Origin of the sequence: Streptomyces sp. NBC_00354 (genome assembly GCF_036106915.1) — a bacterium.
Lineage (GTDB): Bacteria > Actinomycetota > Actinomycetes > Streptomycetales > Streptomycetaceae > Streptomyces.
This window is the reverse complement of record NZ_CP107983.1, coordinates 8,081,129-8,097,948: the sequence shown is the minus strand read 5'-3', so window position 1 is coordinate 8,097,948 and position 16,820 is coordinate 8,081,129. Positions and strand designations below refer to the sequence as shown.

The following is a 16,820-nucleotide window of genomic DNA, read 5'->3' as shown; positions in this document are numbered from 1 at the left end:
AGGGGTGTCACACCTCCGGAAAGACCGGGGCGATCCCGAGCACGGGGGCGATGGCCCGCCAGATCGTGGACCGGGCCGTGGCGAGGTCGACCCGGGGGTCGTCCAGCATCAGGCGGATGCCGAGGCCGTCGCAGAGGGCCAGGACCAGCGTGCTGACCGCCGCGACATCGCACTCGGTGAACTCGCCCGAATCGATGCCCCGTTCCACGGCTCCGCCCACCCAGGCGTGGAGCTGGTCGTACAGGTCCACGGCGAGGTGACGGGCCGTCTGGTCACGTTGTGCGCGCACCCACAGCTCCTGCCAGAGCTTCCAGTCCTGGCGCAGATCCGCGTCGCTCGGCAGCATGCTGCGCAGGATACGGGCCAGGACGACCGTGGCCGGGACCGTGTCGCCTGCGTCCTCGGTATCCGTGCCCGTCTGGGCGAAGGAGTGCGTCATGGCCTCGGCGAAGAGCTTCTCGCGGGTGTCGAAGTGGTAGTGCAGCAGCGCCTTCGAAACCCCGGCGTGTTCAGCGACCTTGCGCATGCTGACGTTCTCGAAGCCGATGTCGGCGATGACTTCGCACGCGGCCTTGAGGATGCGCTCGCGCGTCTCCAGTGCACGCTCGGCCTTGGTCACGTTGGCTACTCCCCGTGTCGGCGCCCGCAGGGCGGGTGGGTGGTCGGGTCCGGCTGCCGGCCGCCGGACCCTCATCCTCGCGCATCACGCCCCCTGGCTCCGGCCGTTCGGGGCGCGCCGGTCAGCGGTATGTGTGGAAACCCCGGCCCGTCTTGCGGCCCAGCAGGCCGGCGTCCACCATCCGGGCCAGCAGCGGCGGCGGGGCATACAGCGGCTCCCGGTACTCCGCGTACATCGACCGTGCGATGGCCTGTACGGTGTCCAGCCCGATCAGGTCGGCCAGCGCGAGCGGCCCGAGCGGGTGGGCGCAGCCGAGGGTCATGCCCCGGTCGATGTCCTCGGCGGAGGCGGCCCGGGACTCCGCCATCCGCACCGCGGCCAGCAGGTACGGCACGAGGAGCGCGTTCACGATGAATCCCGCCCGGTCCTGGGCGCGGACGACGTGCTTGCCCAGGACCTCGGAGGCGAAGGCGTGTGCGCGCCGGGCGGTCCCCTCGTCGGTGAGCAGCGAGGGCACGAGCTCGACCAGGGGGAGCACCGGGACGGGATTGAAGAAGTGGAGGCCGACCACCTGGCCGGGTCGCGAGGTGGCGGCCGCCAGCCGGATGACGGGTATGGAGGAGGTGTTCGTGGCCAACACGGCGTCGCGGCGCTCCACCACCACGTCGAGCCGGGCGAACACCTCCAGCTTCGCCCGCTCGTCCTCCGCCACGGCCTCGATCACGAGGTCCCGGTCCGCCATCAGGGCCATGTCCGTGGTCATGGTGATCCGGCCTGCAGCGGCGTCCCGTTCGGCCGTGGTCAGTTTCCCGGTGTCCGCGGCGCGGGCCAGGGAGCGCCTGATCCGCTTCAGGCCGGCGTCCGCGGCCGTCCCGCTCGTCTCCACCACCACGACGTCGCGGCCTGCGCGGGCGCAGATCTCGGCGATGCCGGATCCCATCAGGCCGCAGCCCACGATCCCGACCCGTTCCACATCGGTCATCGGTTCTCCCTTCACATGCAGGACTGGTGCCGTACGCGGCGGCGGCGGTCCGGGCCCCGCACCGGGGCCCGGACCGCCGTACGGTCACACGGAGGACGGCATGTGCAGCACGCCCGTGCCGCGCTTGACGAGTTCACCCGCGATGATCAGGCGCTGGATCTCGGAGGTGCCCTCCCAGATCCGGTCGACGCGCAGTTCGCGGTAGAGCCGCTCCACGGGGTAGGAGCGGTCGTAGCCGCGGCCGCCGAAGATCTGCAGGCAGCGGTCGATGACTCGGCCGGAGGCCTCGCTCGCCGCCAGCTTGGCGATGGCCGCCTTGGCGTGCAGCGTCTTGCGGTCGATCCGTCCCTCGTCGACCTCCCATGCGACCTGGCGGGTGTAGGCCCGGTTGACGGCGATGTCGACCGCGCAGTCGGCGAGCATGCCCTGGATCAGCTGGAAGTCGGCGATGGGCGAGCCGAACTGGCGGCGCTCCACCGCCCAGTCACGGGCGAGCTCCAGGGCCCGTTCGGCGGCGCCGATCGTCCGGGCGGCGATCATCAGCCGTTCCTCGGTGAACCAGGAGCGCGTGATGTCGTAGCCGGTGCCCACCTCCCCCAGCACGGAGTCCTCGGGCACGCGCACGTCGGTGAAGGTGAACTCGGGGTGCTCGTAGACGAAGGTGTGCATCCAGCGCGGCACCCGGGTCATCTCGATGCCCGGCGTCTCCTTGTCCACGAGGAACAGGGTCGGGGCGCCCTCCTCCCCGGCGGCGGCGAGCACGATCATGAAGTCCGCGTGGTCGCCGACGGTGACGAACCACTTCTCGCCGTTCAGTACCCAGCCGCCGTCGGTCCGCGTCGCCGTGGTCCGCAGGCTCTGCGGGTCCGAGCCCGCCTCGGGCTCGCTCACCGCGTAGCAGTCGCGCCGCTGCCCCCGGATGACGGGGACGAGGTAGCGCTCTCGCTGCTCGGGCGTGCAGAAGGACAGGGCGTTGGCCGGGCGCCACACCATGTCCCACAGTGCGCCGGTCAGCCGTCCGAGCTCCGCCTGGACCGTGACCTGTTCCAGGACGGTGAGCCCGGCGCCGCCCCATTCCGCCGGCATGTTGACGGCCTGCAGGCCGCTGTCGAGGACGGCGTCGCGGATCTCGGTGTGGGCCTGCGGGGGCAGGCCGTTGTTCTCCTCGCAGTCGAGCTCGTACTTCATGATGAACTCGGTGAGCGCGCGCGCCGAGCTCTTGAGCTCTTCCTGACGGGGGGTGAGGCGGAAGTCCATGGGTGTCAGTCCTCGTGATCTTGGTCGGGGGCCGGGGGCGCAGGGAAGGGTCAGGCGCCGGGCAGCGCGAGGGCCCGGGTGCCGCGCTTGACGAGCTCGTTGGCGATGATCAGGCGCTGAATCTCGGAGGTGCCCTCCCAGATCCGGTCGACGCGCAGTTCGCGGTACATGCGCTCGACGGGGTACGAACGGTCGTAGCCGCGACCGCCGAAGATCTGTACGCAGCGGTCGATGACCCGCCCGGCGGCCTCGCTCGCCGCGAGCTTCGCCGTCGACGCCTTGGCGTGCAGGGTCTTGCGGTCGGTGTGCGGCTGGTCGGCTTCCCAGGCGACCTGGTGGGTGTAGGCGCGGTTGACGGCGATGTCCACGGCGCAGTCGGCGAGCATGCCCTGGATGAGCTGGAAGTCGGCGATGGGCGAGCCGAACTGGCGGCGCTCCACCGCCCAGTTGCGGGCGAGTTCCAGGGCCCGTTCGGCGGCGCCGACGGTCCGGGCGGCGATCATCAGCCGCTCGTCGGTGAACCATTCCTTGGTCAGCTCGTAGCCGTTGCCGAGGCCGCCGAGCACGTCCTCGTCGGGGACGAAGACGTCGGTGAAGGTGAACTCGGGGTGCCCGTTCACCGCGGAGTGCATGAAGCGGGGGACGCGGGTCATCTCGACGCCCGCCGCCTCCTTGTCGACGAAGAACAGGGTCGGGGCCCGCTCCGGGCCGGCGTCGGCCTGCACCAGCAGGAAGTCTGCGATGTCGCCGCAGGTCACGAACCACTTCTCGCCGTTCAGCAGCCAGCCGCCGTCGGTACGGGTCGCCGTACTGGTGCACGAGCCCGGGTCGGAGCCCGCGCCGGGCTCGGTCACGGCGAACGCGTCGAACCGCTCGCCCCGGATGACGGGGAGCAGGTACTTCTCCCGCTGCGCCTCGGTCCCGTAGGCCAGGACGTTCGCGGGTCGCCAGGGGATGTCCCACAGACAGTTGGTGACCTTGCCGAACTCCTCCTCGACGATGACCTGGTCCAGCAGGGAGAGCCCGGCCCCGCCCCATTCGGCGGGCATGTTGATGGCGTAGACGCCCGCCTCGACGGCGGCGCGGGTCAGCTCGCAGACGGTGTCGGAGGGCAGCGGCCCGCCGGCCTCCTCGGACTGGTCCTCGTACCTCATCAGGAGCCGCGTGTAGGCGGCGGCGCGGGCCTTGAGGTCGGCCTGCTCGGGTGTGTAGCGGAAGTCCATGGTGTTCTCCGGGACGCGAAGGGGTGAGAGGGGGTACGGGGGCGCTCAGAGCAGGACGGCCCGCGCGTCCAGGGCGACGGCCCCGTCCGGGCGCACCAACAGCGGGTTGACCTCCAGCTCGGCGATCTCCGGATGTGCGGCGGCGACCGTGGTGATGCGTTCGATCACGGCGGCCGCCGCGGCCACGTCCACGGCCGGCCGGCCGCGTACGCCCGCCAGCAGGGCGGCGGTCCGCAGGCCGCGGAGCAGCTCCTCGGCCCGCCGGGCCGGTACGGGCGCGAGCGCGAAGGCGACGTCGCGCAGGGTCTCGGTGAGGACCCCGCCGAGCCCGACCAGGGCCACCGGCCCGAACCTCGGATCGCGGTTGACGCCCACGATCAGCTCGATGCCGTCCGTCAGATCGGCCATCGCCTCGACGGAGTAGGAGGGCGCGCCGAGCCGGGCGTTCATGTCCCGGTAGGCGGCGAGGAGCGCGTCCGGGCCGGCCAGCCGCAGCGCGACGCCGCCCGCGTCGGACTTGTGCAGGAGGTGCAGGGCCTTCAGGACGTACGGGCCCTCGAACTCCGCCGCTGCGGCCAGCAGTCCGGCCTCGTCCGTGATCTCTCGGGCGGGCGGGAACGGCACGCCCGCGGAGTCGAGCAGCGCCCGTACCCCGTGGTACCCCGGGTCCCGCAGCGGCGCGGCGGGCGCCGGCAGCGCGGGGAGCCCGGGCATGTCCGCGGCACCCTGGGCGGTCATCGCCGCCAGCGCGCGGGCGGCGTCCTCGGTCGCGGCGAACACCGGTACCCCGGCCCCGGCCAGGACCCGGCAGCTCGGCGACTGCGGGTACATCGACTGCACGACCAGGGGCTTCGGCGCGGCCGCGAGGTGTGTGACGATCGCGCGGGCGGCCCGCTGCTCGCCCTGCGCGAGTACGGAGCCGCCGGCCGAGACGCCGCCCAGGCCGCCGTCGGAGGCGGCGTACCCGCCGAAGTAGCCGGTCATCAGGACGGCGTCAACCTCGTCGGCGGCGAGCAGTTCCGCGACTGTCTCGGCATACGAGAGGGGGTTCTGCTCGCCCATCCCGGCCAGGTCGACCGGGTTGCCGACCGCGGACTGCTCCCACAGCACGGCCCGCAGCCGTTCCTGTGCCCGCGCGCCGAGTTCCGGTACGTCGAGCCCGGCGTCCTCGGCGGCGTCGGCCGCGATGGCGCCATGGCCGCCGCCGTCGGTGAAGACGGCGGTCCGGCGGCCCTTCGCACGCGTCCCCGGCCCGGCGGCCAGGGCGGCGAGTACGACCGTCATCTCCCGTGGCGTGTGGACGAGTTCCACCCCGGCGTCGCGGCAGGCGGCGGCCACCACGTCGGCCGAGGTGGTGAGCGCCCCGGTGTGGGACTGGGCGCTGCGCGCGGAGGCGGTGCCCCGGCCCGCCGTGAGCAGGACGACCGGCTTGCCTGCCTCCGCGGCGGCCCGCGCGAAGGCCCTGCCGTCGCCGAAGTCCTCGGCGTACACGGCGATCGCCGAGGTGGCCTCGTGACGGGCGCAGTCCTCGACGAGGTCGACGAGGGTGACGTCGGCCTGGTTGCCGAGGGAGACGAACCGGGAGAAGCCCAGGCCGTGCGGCGCGCCGCGGAGTTGGAGTTCGAGGGCGAGGTTGCCGCTCTGGCTCAGCAGGGCCACGCCGCCGGGAGCGAAGCGGTCGGAGGCGAGGTACAGCTCGGTCGTGTTGTCGGCGATGCCCAGGCAGTTGGGGCCGACGAGCACGGCTCCGGCGGCCTGGACGCGGGCGGCGACCGCCTGCTGGCGGGCCAGTCCCGCGGGTCCGGCCTCCGCAAAGCCCGCGGTGATCCCGACGATCGCCTTCGCCCCGCAGGCCAGGGCGTCGTCGACGGCGGCCTCGAAACCCGTGCCGGGGACGGAGATCACCACCAGTTCGACGGGTTCGCCGATCGCGGCGAGGGAGCGGGCCGCGGTCCGGCCGAGGACGGTGCCGCCGCGCCGGTTCACCAGGTGTACGGGCCTGCGGTCGGGGGCCCGCAGGGCCTGGGAGGCCACGGCATGGCCGTACTTCGCCGGGTCGTCGCTGGCGCCGACGACGGCGACGGAACCGGGGTCGAAGAGGGCGGTCAGGTCGCGTCCCATGTCACTTCTCCACTCGGAGGGCGGCGTTGGGGCAGCTTTCGGCGCAGGCGCGTGCAGCGGCCTCCGCGGCGGGCTCGACGGCGAGGGCGATGAGCTTCGCGTAGCCCCATTCGTCGAGCTCGACGAGCTCGGGGGCGTGTTCCTGGCACAGTCCGTAGCCCTGGCAGCGGGTGGAGTCCAGCAGGAGTTTCACGGCGTTCCTTTCATCGCGGGAAGCGCGATACGGGCGGAGGGCGCGTCGGAGACCTCCGGTACGGCGACGGCGAGGCGTCCGGGGCCGCCCGCGGGCAGGTCGGCGGCGCAGGCGGGGCACGCCGCGCCGAGGTGGGAGGGGACGACTCCGGGGAAGGCGCGCAGCAGGCTGCCGGCGGTGCCCGCGGCGGCGTCGAGCAGCCCGCAGGCGCCGCGTCCGGGCAGGGCCCGCGACCACCGGGTCAGGTTCGCCACGGTCTGCGGCCCGGCGGTGCCCGCGGCGAGCGCCCTCAGGGCGTCGTGGACCGCCGCGGTGCCCGTGACGCAGACGCCGCACTGCCGGGCGCTCTCGGCCGCGAGGTGGCCGACGGCTTCGGTGGCGGCGGTCACCGGGCAGGTGCCGGCGGCGAGGAGGCGGATCGCTCCGCAGCCCAGTGCGGTGCCCGCCGCGGCGAGCGCGCCGGGCTCGAGGGGGAGGTCCAGGCCCCGGGCGTCGACGAGACCCCCGAACAGCCCGCCCATCAGGGCCCCGGCGGCATCCGGGGTGCCGTGGGCGGCTGCCAGAGTGCGCAGGGAGACGCCGTACTGGATTTCGGTGAGCAGCGGGGTGCCGGTCCCGCCGGACAGCGTCACCAGGGTGGAGCGGGCGATCCGCTGCCGCAGTCCGGGCCGGGCGGCGGTCAGGGCGATGCGGGCGAGCGTCTCGACGTTGGAGACCAGGGTGGGCGCGCCGCCGACGCCGCGCTCGAAGGGGCGGGGCGGCTTGGCGGTGGGCAGGGCCGGGCCGCCGTCGATCCTGCGGACGACCGCGGACTCCTCGCCGGCCACATAGGTGCGGTCGGTCTCGACGACCTCGATGGGCAGGGGCGGCGGGTGCTCGGCGAGGGCCCGGCGTATGCGGTCCCCCGCTTCCGGGTCGGAGAGGTAGACGTAGCCGCGTGCGGCCCCGGTCATCGCGGCGGCGCGGGCGAGGCCGTCGAGCACCAGGTGGGGCCGGGCCCGGAGCAGCCAGCGGTCCTTGACCGAACCCGGTTCGCCCTCCTCGCCGTTGGCGACCACGACCGGGACGCCGCCGCCCTCGCGGACGGCGCGCAGTTTGACGGCGGCCGGGAATCCGGCCCCGCCGCGGCCGCGCAGGCCGGAGGCGTCGAGGTGGTGCAGCAGTTCGTCGGGGCGGGTGGCGCTCTGGTAACCGCCGGTGGCGCGGTACGCCCCGGCGCTTTCCGTCACGTCCGGTCGCGCTCCGAGTGCGGAGTGCGGCGGCTGCGCCGTCGGGAGCCGGATCGCGGTCATCCCATGCCTCCTGTCCGTGTGGGGGCCCGCAGGGTGCGTACGGCGCTCTCGAGCGCGGTACGGTCCTCGGCGGTGCGGCCGTATCCGGTGCCCGGGAGGCCGATGAGCATGCGGTGGTGGTCGAGGACCACCTCCGCGGCGAGCAGGGCGGCTGCCCGGTCGCCCGGTCGTGAGCCCTCGGCCACGGAGGTCACCAGCTCGGTGACCTCGGCCAGGTAGCGGAGCCAGCCGTGCCGGCTGCCCCGCAGGACCAGGCGTTCCACGCGCCGCCGCTCGGCGGCTGCCAGTTCCGCGGCCGCCGGTTCCGCGGCCGCCGGTTCCGCGGCCGCCGGTTCCGCGGCCGCCGGTTCCGCGGCCGGTGCCGGAGCCTCCGGTGGGGGTGATGGCGAAGCCGGGTACGGGGCGCGCAGGGCGGCGACCGCCACGGGCAGTTCCCGCTCCGGTTCGGGGGTGAGGCCGAGCCAGTCCAGACGCCGACGACCGCTCATACGTGCCTCCGGGAGGTGTGGGGTGCCGGGACGGGCCGGCGCCGGCGGGTGCCGGGGCGTGAGGGGAAGCCCGGGGCTCGCCGAGGGGGGACGCCGAGTCGTGCGGCGGAATGGGGGGTGCGGGCCCGGGCGGATGCCGGGGCGGGCAGGGCTGCTTCCGGCGCGGGGAACAGGGCGGATGCACGGTGGCGCCGGGGCAGCGACGGGTGACACGTTGACTGACCGATCGGTCAGCGATAGCAATCACGCTAGCTGACCGATCGGTCAGCCCACAAGTCTTGACCCGGCGGAAATGAGCCAGCAATCTGGCTGTCCAATCGGTCAGCGAGGTCGCGGCGTCCGCCGTACCTCCCCCTGCCCGCCAGCTGGGTCGCCTCGACACGATCGCTGACACCGATCGCCGACACCGATCGCCGCCGCTCGTACGGCAAGGAGTCACCCGATGCAGCACAGAGCCCCCGAAACACCGATCGGCCCGCCCGGCCAGGACTCCCCCGGGCCCGCCCTGTCAGCCCGTTACTACACGGATCCCGAGACGGGCGCCGCGGAGATGCGGCACGTCTTCGGCAAGTCCTGGCAGGTCGTCTGCCACGAATCCGACCTCCCGGATCCGGGAGCCCGGCTCGCCGCCACGGTCGCGGACCGCGAGGTACTGGTCGTCCGCACCGAGGACGGCGCCCTGGCCGCCCACATCAATGTGTGCCGCCACCGCGGAACGCGCCTGGTGACCGCCCCGGAACCGGCCGGCAAGGCGATCCGCTGCCCCTACCACGGCTGGACGTACCGGCTCGACGGAAGCCTGGTCGGCGCCCCGGAGGCACGGCAGATCCCCTGCCTCGACAAGCCGAGCCTGGGCCTGTTCCCGGCCCGCGTCGAGTCCTTCCTCGGCTTCGTCTTCGTCAACCTCGACCCCGACGCCGTGCCGCTGGCGAAGAGTTGCGCGGGCCTCGCCGAGGCAGTCGGCCACTACGCCGGAGCCGATCTGGTACCGGTCGGCCGCGCCCGTATCCACGACCTGGCGGGCGCCGAGGTACAGGAAGCCAACTGGAAGGTGGCGGTCGACAACTACCTGGAGGGCTACCACGTCCCGGTGGCCCACCCCGGGCTGATGCGGCTGCTCGACTACCAGGGCTACACCTGCGACATGGAGGAGTCCTACGCCCTGTTCACCTCGCCGCTGCGGGACAAGCCCTCCTCCAACTGGCCCGAACGCCTCTACCAGCGCATCGCCGCCCCGATGCCGGGCCTCGCCGAGGCCGACCGCAGGGTTTGGCGGTACGCGGTGATCTACCCGAACACCCTCATCGACTTCTACCCGGACCACGTGCTGGCCTGGACCGCGATCCCGACGGCGGTGGACCGGGTGGCGGTACCCGGCGCGTTCTACACCCGCCGCGGCACCAGCCTGCGCACCCGGCTGGCCCGGCGCCTGAACATCCACATCGGCTGGATCACCAACGACGAGGACGCCGAGCTGGTCGCCCGCGTCCAGAAGGGGCTCTCCACCCCCGGGTTCGAGCCCGGACCCCTGTCGCGCCGCGAGTCGGCGGTCGGCTGGTTCGCCGGCCGCATCCGGGCCGACCTCGACGCCGCCGAGCTGTGAGCCGCTCCCGCTGAAGCGCGCCGTCCGTGCGGGCACCACGGCACCACCGCACCCCCGCACCACGGCACCCCCGCACCACCGCGCCCACCGCACGACCGCCCCCGCCGCTGTTCCCTTCCCGCCGTCCCCCACGGCAGCGGGCCCCTACGGAGAGGACCCCGATGTCCCCCGAGGCACTTCCCCTGACCAGACGCTCCTTCCTCCGCGCAGGCACCACCGCGGCCCTCGCCCTCACGGCGGCCGGCTGCGGGTTCGCATCCGACGGCGACCCGGCCGGAGCAGCGGCCGCGCCCGCCCCGATCGACGTCAAGGTCGACGGCGACCTCGTCTACTTCAACTGGGCCGACTTCGTTGATCCGGCCGTCTTCGAAGGCTTCCAGAAGGAGTACGGGGTCAAGGTCGTCCAGTCGAACTTCGACTCCATGGAGGGCATGGCCGCCAAGCTCAACGCCGGCAACCGCTACGACATCATCTTCCCCACGGCGAAGTGGTCGCAGCGCCTCGCCGCGGGCGGCAGGCTGCGCACGATCGAACACAGCCGGCTCAAGAACGCCGAGGCGGTGTTCGGCGGTTACGGCTACTTCGCCGACCCCTGGTACGACCCCGGCTCCGCGCACACCGTCCCCTTCACCATGTACAAGACCGGCATCGGATGGCGCCGCGACCGCCTCGGGGACCTCACCGGCTCCTGGAGCGACCTGTGGAACGAGCAGGCCAAGGGCAAGGTCTTCGTACTCGACGACCGGGACGAGGTGCTCGGCATGGGCGCGCTCAAGCTCGGACTCGGCCTCTCCACCGGCGACCCGGCCGAGCTCGACCGCGTCACCGACACCCTGCGCTCGCTCCGCCCCCGGCTGCGCGGCTTCTCCAGCGACAGCTACAACAACCTGCTCAACGGCAACGCCGACATGACGCAGGCCTGGAGCGGGGACATGGCCGCGATGCTCGCCCAGGCCGAGGACCCCTCGGTCTTCGGCTTCGAGGTCGCCCGGGAGGGCGCCCCCGTCAACTCCGACTGCTACGCCATACCCGCCAACGCCCAGCACCCCGGCACCGCGATGCTCTTCATCGACTACATGCTCCGCCCGGAGAACGTGAAGAAGAACATCGAGTACATCGGCTACCCGATGCCCGTGCGCGGCACCGAGGACACCTACGCCGCACTCGTCGAGCCGTTCCCGCAGTGCCTGGTGACCGCCGACGATCTCAAGGCCGACCTCTTCTTCCGCAACGGCGACGCGCGGGGCGAACAGGCCCGCGACGCCGCCTGGACCGACGTGAAGGCCGGCTGACATGACACGACGCAAACGATCCGGGGCGACCCGTCCGGACCGGGGGCCGTCCGCGTCGGGGGCGCGACTGTGGACCTGGCTCATGCTCCCCGGCACCCTGTGGATGACCGGCTTCCTGCTCGCCTCCCTCGTCCTGGTGGCCACCCTCGCGTTCGGCACCACCGACCCACTGGGAAACCCGCGCTTCGGACTCAACTTCGACAACATCGCCACTCTGGCCGACCCGGCGTACAGCACCGTCCTGCTGCGCTCCCTCGGCTACGCGCTCGTCACCTGCGCCATCTGCCTGGCCGTGGCCTATCCCGTCGCCTACACCATCGCGCTGCACGGCGGGCGCTTCAAGAACGCGCTGATCGCCGCCATCGTCGTCCCCTTCTTCGCCAACTACCTGGTACGGATGTACGGCTGGTCCGTCGTCCTCTCCGACGACGGACCACTGCTGCGGGCCCTGCGGGCGGTCGGCATCGCCGACGACGACACCAAGATCCTCCAGACCGGCGCGGGCGTCATCGCCGGACTCGTCTACGGCTTCATCGTGTTCATGATCATCCCGCTGTACGCGGCCCTGGAACGCATGGACACCTCGCTCATCGAGGCCGGACGCGACCTCTACGGCGGCCCCTTGAGGACCTTCTTCTTCGTCACCGTGCCCGCCACCCGGCAGGGCGCCGCCGCCGGCTGCGTCCTCGTCTTCCTGCCCGCCATGGGCGACTTCGTCAGCGCCCAGCTCATGGGAGGACCCGACCAGATCATGATCGGCAACCTGATCCAGGACAAGTTCTTCCAGGGCCAGAACTGGCCGCTCGGCTCGGCTCTGACCATGCTGCTGATGGCGGTCCTGTTCCTCGGGATGCTCGGCTACCTGCGGCGCACCCGCAAGGACGAGGCGGAGGCGGCCCGATGACACGACGCGCCGAGCGACGGCCCCGCTTCGCGATCGCGGTCACCGTGGTCTTCTTCGCGCTCCTCTACCTTCCCGTGGGCGTCGTCGTCCTGTTCTCCTTCAACTCGCAGAAGTCCCTGACCGTCTTCGAGGGGCTGAGCCTGCGCTGGTACAAGGCCTTCTTCCACGACGACGTACTGCTCGACTCGCTCGGCATGAGCCTGCAGGTCTCCCTGGTCGCCATGGCCGGCTCACTGGTCCTCGGCGTGGCCCTCGCGCTCGGGCTGGTACGCGCGCGCAGCCGGCTCGGCTCCTTCGCCGGCCTGGTCATGCTCGTCCCGCTGATCACCCCGGAGATCGTCACCGGCGTCGCGGCGATGCTGCTCTTCAAGGGCACGGGCATCACGCTGTCCACCGGCACCGTGATGCTCGCCGAGATCACTTTCTCCATCTCGTACGTGACGGTCATCCTGCGCTCCCGCATCGCCGCCCTGAACCCCGAGGTGGAAGAGGCGGCGATGGACCTCGGCGCCACCCGCCGGCAGGCACTGCGCCTGGTGACCCTGCCCGCGCTGCTCCCCAGCATCCTCGCCTCCGCCGTCCTGATCTTCGCCCTCGTCTTCGACGACTTCGTCCTCGCCTACTTCACCACCGGCGTCGATCCGCAGCCGCTGTCCGTACGCATCTACTCGGCGATCAGGTTCGGCGTGCAGCCCACCATCAACGCCGTCGGAACCCTGATGCTCGCCGGATCCGTGGCGCTCATCGTCCTCGCGCTCGCCATCCCGCGCCTGTTCGGCCGCCGCGGCGGCCTCGATCTGCTCTCCGGGAAGTGACCCCATGCAGCACCCTCCCCGTCCCCCGCACCCGCGCCCGCACCCCGCGGTCCGGCTCGACCATGTCGCCAAGCGGTACGCCGGCCCCGCCGATGCGTACGCCGTCCACGACGTCACCCTCGACATCGCGCCGGGCGAGTTCTTCTCCCTCCTGGGCCCCTCCGGCTGCGGCAAGACGACCCTGCTGCGGATGATCGGCGGATTCGCCGATCCCACGGAGGGCAGCGTCCTGCTCGACGGCGAGGACGTGACCGGGCTGCCGCCCGACAAGCGCAACGTCAACACCGTCTTCCAGAGCTACGCCCTCTTCGACCACCTGTCCCTCGCGGACAACGTGGCCTTCGGCCTCAAACGCAAGGGCGTCGCCCGCGCCGAGATCCGCGAGCGGGTTGCCGGCATGCTCGACCTCGTACAGCTCGGGCACCTGGCCGCCCGCAAGCCGCCCACGCTCTCCGGCGGCCAGCGCCAGCGCGTGGCCCTCGCCCGCGCCCTGGTCAACCGACCCCAAGTGCTGCTGCTGGACGAGCCGCTGGCCGCCCTCGACCTGAAACTGCGCCGCCAGATGCAGGTCGAACTCAAGCAGATCCAGCGCGAGGTCGGCATCACCTTCGTCTTCGTCACCCACGACCAGGACGAGGCACTGACCATGTCGGACCGCATCGCGGTCATGAACGAGGGCCGCATCGAGCAGTGCGGCACGCCGGAGGACGTGTACGAGCGCCCCACCAGCACGTTCACGGCCTCTTTCATGGGCACCTCCAACCTCGTCCCCGGGACCTACCGCTCCGGCGAGGTCGTCCTGGACCAGGGCCCCGCGCTGCCCGTCGGCCTCCGGTCCGCAGTCCCCGACGGCACCAGGGTCAGCCTCTCGATCCGGCCCGAGAAGATCTGGCTCTCCGACTTCGAACCGGGCATGGCCCGGGTGGGCGGAGTCGTGCGGGAGACCGTCTACTGCGGTGCGACCACCACCTACCTCATCGAACTGGCGCCGGACGTGACGGTGTCCGTGCTGGAGCAGAACACCGTTCGCTCCCGCATGGAGGACCGCTGGAGCGGTGGCGAGCGCGTCGAGATCGGCTGGAAGCCCGAACACTGCCTGGTCCTCGACTGACCCCTCCGGGCCGCCGCCCCGGCCGCCTTCCCGCACCCAGCGAAGGAACACCCCCATGAACCACGACGTCATCGTGCTCGGCGCGGGCCTCGCAGGCCTCGCCGCCGCACGCGACCTGGCCGAGGGCGGCGCCGACGTCCTCGTCGTCGAGGCCCGCGACCGGGTCGGCGGACGCGTCGAGCAGACCCGCCTCCCCGACGGCCGCCTCGTCCAACTCGGCGGAGAAGTGGTCGGCCGGTCCCACACCGCCTACACGGACCTCGTCGCCGAACTGGGCCTCACCCTGGTCCCCAGCTACGTCGCCGAGCCCGGCGCCCTCGTCCGCGCCACTCCCGAAGGAGTCTCCGCCGCCGAACCGCCCCACTGGTTCGGGCCCGGCGACGACGCCCGCCACCGGAAGGTCACCGCCGCCTTCGCCGCGCTCGCCCGCACCGTCGACCCGGACGACCCGTGGTCCCACCCCGGCGCCACAGCCCTGGACCGGCAGTCCGTCGGCGACTGGCTGCGCGCCGAGGGCGCGACGCCGGCCGTCGTACGCCTCTGGGAGATCGGCCAGCTGGCCCTCGCCGACGGCTCCTGCGAACGCACCTCCCTGCTCGCTTCCTTGCGCAAACACGCTGCCGTCCCCGGCGTCGGCCACTACGAGTACGAGGCCTGGGAGGGCCTGCGGGTGGCCGAGGGCTCGGCGACCGTGGCCCTGCGCATGGCCGACGCCCTCGACGGGCGGATACGGACCGGCTCCGCGGCCGAGGCGGTCACGGTGTCGCCCGGCCGCTGCTCTGTACGCCTGGCGGGCGGCGAGAAGCTGACCGCGGCGGCCCTCGTCAGCGCCCTCCCCGTCGGCCCTCTCCGCTCGGTCGCCGTCACCGGTGTCAGCGACGGCCGCCTCGCCTCTCTGCACCGCCAGCGGCACGCCCTCGCCGCCAAGTTCACCGCCGCGTACGACAGGCCCTTCTGGCGCGACCGCAGCCTCAGCGGCCTCTCCGAATGCGAAGGCGTCCTCGGCAGCACCTGGCCGCAGAGCGAGGGCATCCTCTCCGCCCTCGTCCCGCCCGAACGGTTCGGCGTACTCCTGGGCACCCCCGCCCACCTGCGGGAACCCGAACTGCTCGGCGAGATCGCCCGCCTCTACGGCGACGAGGCGCACCGCCCGCTCGCCACGTACCTGCGCATGTGGGGCACCGATCCGTGGACCCAGGGGTACGTCACCCAGTGGACCCCCGGCGACGTCTTGGCCGTCGGTCCCCGGCACGGCACCCACGAACCGCCCTTCTACGTCTGCGGGTCCGACCAGTGGGTGGCCGGCTACATGGAGGGCGCCGTGCGTACCGGACGCGACACCGCCGAGGAGGTGCTGCGCCGTGGCTGACGCCCTGACCGACACCCGGCTCAACCACATCGGCGGCGTGGACCGGCCTGCCGCCTCCGGCGAGACGATGGAACTGACCGACCCCGCCACCGGCCGGGTGCACGCCCGTGCCCCGCGCTCCGGCGGGGCCGACACCGACGCCGCCGTCTCGGCGGCTGCGGCCGCGTACGAGCACTGGTCCACGACCACCCCGGCCGTCCGGCAGCGCGCCCTGCTCTCCCTCGCCGACGCGATGGAGGCGCACGCGGACGCCCTGACGGCCGCGGAAACCGCGGACACCGGCAAATCGGCGCGGCAGTTCAGGGACGAGGAGCTGCCCGCGATCGTCGACACGGTGCGCTACTTCGCCGGAGCGGCCCGGAACCTCCCGGGCGCGGCCGCGGCCGAGTACACGCAGGGCCGTACCTCGCTGCTGCGCCGCGAACCGGTCGGAGTCTGCGCCCAGATCACCCCGTGGAACTACCCGCTGATGATGGCGGCGTGGAAGATCGCCCCGGCGATCGCCGCCGGCAACACGGCCGTACTCAAGCCCGCCGACACCACCCCGTCCTCGTCCGCCCTGCTCGCGCGGATCGCCTCCGCACACCTGCCACCAGGCGTCCTCAACGTCGTCTGCGGCGACCGCGACACCGGCCGGGCGCTCACCGCCCACCGCGACGTGGCCCTGATCGCGGTCACGGGCAGTGTGCGGGCGGGCCAGGAGATCGCGGCGGCCGCGGCGGCCGGCCTCAAACGCGTCCACCTGGAGCTGGGCGGGAACTCCCCCGTCATCGTCCACGACGACGTGGACGTCGAGGCGACGGCCGCGGCCCTCGCCGCCGTCGCCTACTACAACGCCGGCCAGGACTGCACCGCGCCCACCCGGCTCCTGGTCCACCACCGGGTGCACGACGCGTTCCTCGCGGCCTTCGCGGCATCGGCGCGAAAGCTGCGCACGGGCCCGCCGAGCGAACCGGACGCCGACTTCGGGCCCCTGAACAACGCGGCCCAGCTCGCTTCGGTACGGGCCAAGCTCGACTGCCTCCCGTCCCACGCCGAGATCGTCACCGGCGGCGCGCTGCTCGCCCGACCCGGCTTCTTCGTCGAGCCCACCGTCGTGGCGGGCGCGCTCCAGGACGACGAGATCGTGCAGGAGGAGACCTTCGGCCCCGTCGTGACCGTCCAGCCGTTCACCGATGAGACGGAGGCCCTGCGCCTGGCCAACGACGTCCGTTTCGGCCTCGCCGCCAGCGTCTGGACCTCGGACCACGACCGCGCCATGCGCGCGACCCGGATCCTGCACACGGGCATCGTCTGGGTGAACACCCACGGCACCACCGTCTCCGAGATGCCCCACGGCGGCGTCAAACACTCCGGCTACGGCACCGACCTCTCCATGTCCGGCCTCCTTGACTACACCCAGGCCAAGCACGTCATGCTGTGAGTTCCATCCCGGTGACGCCGGTGTCCACGCAGTCCATCGACGTCGCTGCGGTGATGTTCCAGACCTACCGCCCCCGGCCGCCGACAAAGACCGGCCCGCGCACGCGGTGTGGCCCGACCACGATGGTC

The 16,820-nt window shown here is 72.7% G+C and carries 15 protein-coding genes; 7 read left to right on the top strand and 8 right to left on the bottom strand.

Annotation, left to right across the window (positions count from 1 at the left end; genetic code table 11):
* Positions 1–7 precede the first annotated feature (7 nt).
* The 8 genes from OHT74_RS37180 to OHT74_RS37145 all read right to left on the bottom strand — a co-directional run bounded on the left by OHT74_RS37180 (position 8) and on the right by OHT74_RS37145 (position 8,175).
* Complete coding sequence (locus OHT74_RS37180; protein ID WP_266671050.1) at positions 8–619, bottom strand: TetR/AcrR family transcriptional regulator; 612 nt, start codon at positions 617–619, stop codon at positions 8–10.
* Between the two features lie 121 nt (positions 620–740).
* Positions 741–1,601: a 3-hydroxybutyryl-CoA dehydrogenase gene (locus OHT74_RS37175; RefSeq protein ID WP_328622718.1), complete on the bottom strand. Its 861-nt coding sequence runs from the start codon at positions 1,599–1,601 to the stop codon at positions 741–743.
* An 84-nt stretch (positions 1,602–1,685) separates the two neighbouring features.
* A complete protein-coding gene (locus tag OHT74_RS37170) occupies positions 1,686–2,858 on the bottom strand; it encodes an acyl-CoA dehydrogenase family protein (RefSeq protein WP_328622717.1) in 1,173 nt (390 codons plus the stop codon).
* Between the two features lie 50 nt (positions 2,859–2,908).
* The gene (locus OHT74_RS37165) at positions 2,909–4,081 is read right to left on the bottom strand and encodes an acyl-CoA dehydrogenase family protein (protein ID WP_328622716.1); all 1,173 of its coding nucleotides are present in this window, start codon (positions 4,079–4,081) and stop codon (positions 2,909–2,911) included.
* 45 nt (positions 4,082–4,126) lie between these two features.
* On the bottom strand, positions 4,127–6,202 hold the full coding sequence (locus OHT74_RS37160) for an acetate--CoA ligase family protein (protein ID WP_328622715.1): 2,076 nt from the start codon (positions 6,200–6,202) through the stop codon (positions 4,127–4,129).
* A gap of 1 nt (position 6,203) precedes the next feature.
* The gene (locus OHT74_RS37155; RefSeq protein ID WP_266671040.1) at positions 6,204–6,395 is read right to left on the bottom strand and encodes a ferredoxin; all 192 of its coding nucleotides are present in this window, start codon (positions 6,393–6,395) and stop codon (positions 6,204–6,206) included.
* On the bottom strand, positions 6,392–7,687 hold the full coding sequence (locus OHT74_RS37150) for an NADH-ubiquinone oxidoreductase-F iron-sulfur binding region domain-containing protein (protein WP_328622714.1): 1,296 nt from the start codon (positions 7,685–7,687) through the stop codon (positions 6,392–6,394). Before OHT74_RS37150 ends, OHT74_RS37155 begins: the two co-directional genes overlap by 4 nt.
* Complete coding sequence (locus OHT74_RS37145) at positions 7,684–8,175, bottom strand: hypothetical protein (RefSeq protein ID WP_328622713.1); 492 nt, start codon at positions 8,173–8,175, stop codon at positions 7,684–7,686. The genes OHT74_RS37150 and OHT74_RS37145 overlap by 4 nt, the downstream gene beginning before the upstream one ends.
* Positions 8,176–8,617: 442 nt before the next feature.
* Here OHT74_RS37145 and OHT74_RS37140 point away from each other — a divergent pair, with 442 nt between their 5' ends.
* The 7 genes from OHT74_RS37140 to OHT74_RS37110 all read left to right on the top strand — a co-directional run bounded on the left by OHT74_RS37140 (position 8,618) and on the right by OHT74_RS37110 (position 16,692).
* On the top strand, positions 8,618–9,778 hold the full coding sequence (locus OHT74_RS37140; RefSeq protein WP_328622712.1) for an aromatic ring-hydroxylating oxygenase subunit alpha: 1,161 nt from the start codon (positions 8,618–8,620) through the stop codon (positions 9,776–9,778).
* Between the two features lie 161 nt (positions 9,779–9,939).
* On the top strand, positions 9,940–11,070 hold the full coding sequence (locus OHT74_RS37135) for a polyamine ABC transporter substrate-binding protein (RefSeq protein WP_328622711.1): 1,131 nt from the start codon (positions 9,940–9,942) through the stop codon (positions 11,068–11,070).
* Positions 11,071–11,152: 82 nt separating this feature from the next.
* Entirely contained in the window at positions 11,153–11,974 is an 822-nt protein-coding gene (locus OHT74_RS37130; RefSeq protein WP_266671030.1) for an ABC transporter permease, read from the top strand.
* Positions 11,971–12,789 carry an ABC transporter permease gene (locus tag OHT74_RS37125; RefSeq protein ID WP_328622710.1) on the top strand — a complete coding sequence of 273 codons (819 nt, stop codon included), beginning with the start codon at positions 11,971–11,973 and terminating at the stop codon, positions 12,787–12,789. Before OHT74_RS37130 ends, OHT74_RS37125 begins: the two co-directional genes overlap by 4 nt.
* 4 nt (positions 12,790–12,793) lie before the next feature.
* On the top strand, positions 12,794–13,900 hold the full coding sequence (locus OHT74_RS37120; RefSeq protein WP_266671026.1) for an ABC transporter ATP-binding protein: 1,107 nt from the start codon (positions 12,794–12,796) through the stop codon (positions 13,898–13,900).
* 55 nt (positions 13,901–13,955) lie between these two features.
* Complete coding sequence (locus OHT74_RS37115; protein ID WP_328622709.1) at positions 13,956–15,269, top strand: flavin monoamine oxidase family protein; 1,314 nt, start codon at positions 13,956–13,958, stop codon at positions 15,267–15,269.
* Positions 15,262–16,692 carry an aminobutyraldehyde dehydrogenase gene (locus OHT74_RS37110; protein WP_443047634.1) on the top strand — a complete coding sequence of 477 codons (1,431 nt, stop codon included), beginning with the start codon at positions 15,262–15,264 and terminating at the stop codon, positions 16,690–16,692. The genes OHT74_RS37115 and OHT74_RS37110 overlap by 8 nt, the downstream gene beginning before the upstream one ends.
* Positions 16,693–16,820 lie beyond the last annotated feature (128 nt).

What these genes read in the sequence shown, in the direction of transcription:
- OHT74_RS37175 (WP_328622718.1), bottom strand. Translation starts at nt 1,601, where the DNA reads ATGACCGATGTGGAACGGGTCGGGATCGTGGGCTGCGGCCTGATGGGA.
- OHT74_RS37170 (WP_328622717.1), bottom strand. Translation starts at nt 2,858, where the DNA reads ATGGACTTCCGCCTCACCCCCCGTCAGGAAGAGCTCAAGAGCTCGGCG.
- OHT74_RS37165 (WP_328622716.1), bottom strand. Translation starts at nt 4,081, where the DNA reads ATGGACTTCCGCTACACACCCGAGCAGGCCGACCTCAAGGCCCGCGCC.
- OHT74_RS37160 (WP_328622715.1), bottom strand. Translation starts at nt 6,202, where the DNA reads ATGGGACGCGACCTGACCGCCCTCTTCGACCCCGGTTCCGTCGCCGTC.
- OHT74_RS37150 (WP_328622714.1), bottom strand. Translation starts at nt 7,687, where the DNA reads ATGACCGCGATCCGGCTCCCGACGGCGCAGCCGCCGCACTCCGCACTC.
- OHT74_RS37145 (WP_328622713.1), bottom strand. Translation starts at nt 8,175, where the DNA reads ATGAGCGGTCGTCGGCGTCTGGACTGGCTCGGCCTCACCCCCGAACCG.
- OHT74_RS37140 (WP_328622712.1), top strand. Translation starts at nt 8,618, where the DNA reads ATGCAGCACAGAGCCCCCGAAACACCGATCGGCCCGCCCGGCCAGGAC.
- OHT74_RS37135 (WP_328622711.1), top strand. Translation starts at nt 9,940, where the DNA reads ATGTCCCCCGAGGCACTTCCCCTGACCAGACGCTCCTTCCTCCGCGCA.
- OHT74_RS37130 (WP_266671030.1), top strand. Translation starts at nt 11,153, where the DNA reads ATGCTCCCCGGCACCCTGTGGATGACCGGCTTCCTGCTCGCCTCCCTC.
- OHT74_RS37125 (WP_328622710.1), top strand. Translation starts at nt 11,971, where the DNA reads ATGACACGACGCGCCGAGCGACGGCCCCGCTTCGCGATCGCGGTCACC.
- OHT74_RS37120 (WP_266671026.1), top strand. Translation starts at nt 12,794, where the DNA reads ATGCAGCACCCTCCCCGTCCCCCGCACCCGCGCCCGCACCCCGCGGTC.
- OHT74_RS37115 (WP_328622709.1), top strand. Translation starts at nt 13,956, where the DNA reads ATGAACCACGACGTCATCGTGCTCGGCGCGGGCCTCGCAGGCCTCGCC.